The organism is Siminovitchia jepli (assembly GCF_047228825.1).
Taxonomy (GTDB): domain Bacteria; phylum Bacillota; class Bacilli; order Bacillales; family Bacillaceae_C; genus Siminovitchia.
Genome location: NZ_JBFEGN010000207.1, coordinates 1 through 1090 on the forward strand (window position 1 = coordinate 1; position 1090 = coordinate 1090).

At 55.8% G+C, this 1090-nt stretch carries 1 rRNA gene; it reads right to left on the reverse strand.

What is annotated here, in order from left to right:
- Positions 1–4: 4 nt before the first annotated feature.
- A 16S ribosomal RNA gene (locus tag AB1L08_RS22415) occupies positions 5–1090 on the reverse strand; the annotation flags it as partial.

Below are 1090 nucleotides of genomic sequence, written 5' to 3' on the forward strand. Positions count from 1 at the left end.
TTAGAAAGGAGGTGATCCAGCCGCACCTTCCGATACGGCTACCTTGTTACGACTTCACCCCAATCATCTGTCCCACCTTCGGCGGTTCCCTCCTTGCGGTTAGGCCACCGACTTCGGGTGTTACAAACTCTCGTGGTGTGACGGGCGGTGTGTACAAGGCCCGGGAACGTATTCACCGCGGCATGCTGATCCGCGATTACTAGCGATTCCGGCTTCATGCAGGCGAGTTGCAGCCTGCAATCCGAACTGAGAATGGTTTTATGGGATTCGCTCCACCTTGCGGTCTCGCTGCCCTTTGTACCATCCATTGTAGCACGTGTGTAGCCCAGGTCATAAGGGGCATGATGATTTGACGTCATCCCCACCTTCCTCCGGTTTGTCACCGGCAGTCACCTTAGAGTGCCCAACTCAATGCTGGCAACTAAGATCAAGGGTTGCGCTCGTTGCGGGACTTAACCCAACATCTCACGACACGAGCTGACGACAACCATGCACCACCTGTCACCAATGTCCCCGAAGGGAAGGCTCTATCTCTAAAGCGGCCATTGGGATGTCAAGACCTGGTAAGGTTCTTCGCGTTGCTTCGAATTAAACCACATGCTCCACCGCTTGTGCGGGCCCCCGTCAATTCCTTTGAGTTTCAGCCTTGCGGCCGTACTCCCCAGGCGGAGTGCTTAATGCGTTTGCTGCAGCACTAAGGGGCGGAAACCCCCTAACACTTAGCACTCATCGTTTACGGCGTGGACTACCAGGGTATCTAATCCTGTTCGCTCCCCACGCTTTCGCGCCTCAGCGTCAGTTACAGACCAAAGAGCCGCCTTCGCCACTGGTGTTCCTCCACATCTCTACGCATTTCACCGCTACACGTGGAATTCCGCTCTTCTCTTCTGCACTCAAGCCTCCCAGTTTCCAATGACCCTCCACGGTTGAGCCGTGGGCTTTCACATCAGACTTAAGAAGCCGCCTGCGCGCGCTTTACGCCCAATAATTCCGGACAACGCTTGCCACCTACGTATTACCGCGGCTGCTGGCACGTAGTTAGCCGTGGCTTTCTGGTCAGGTACCGTCAACGCACCGGCAGTTACTCCGG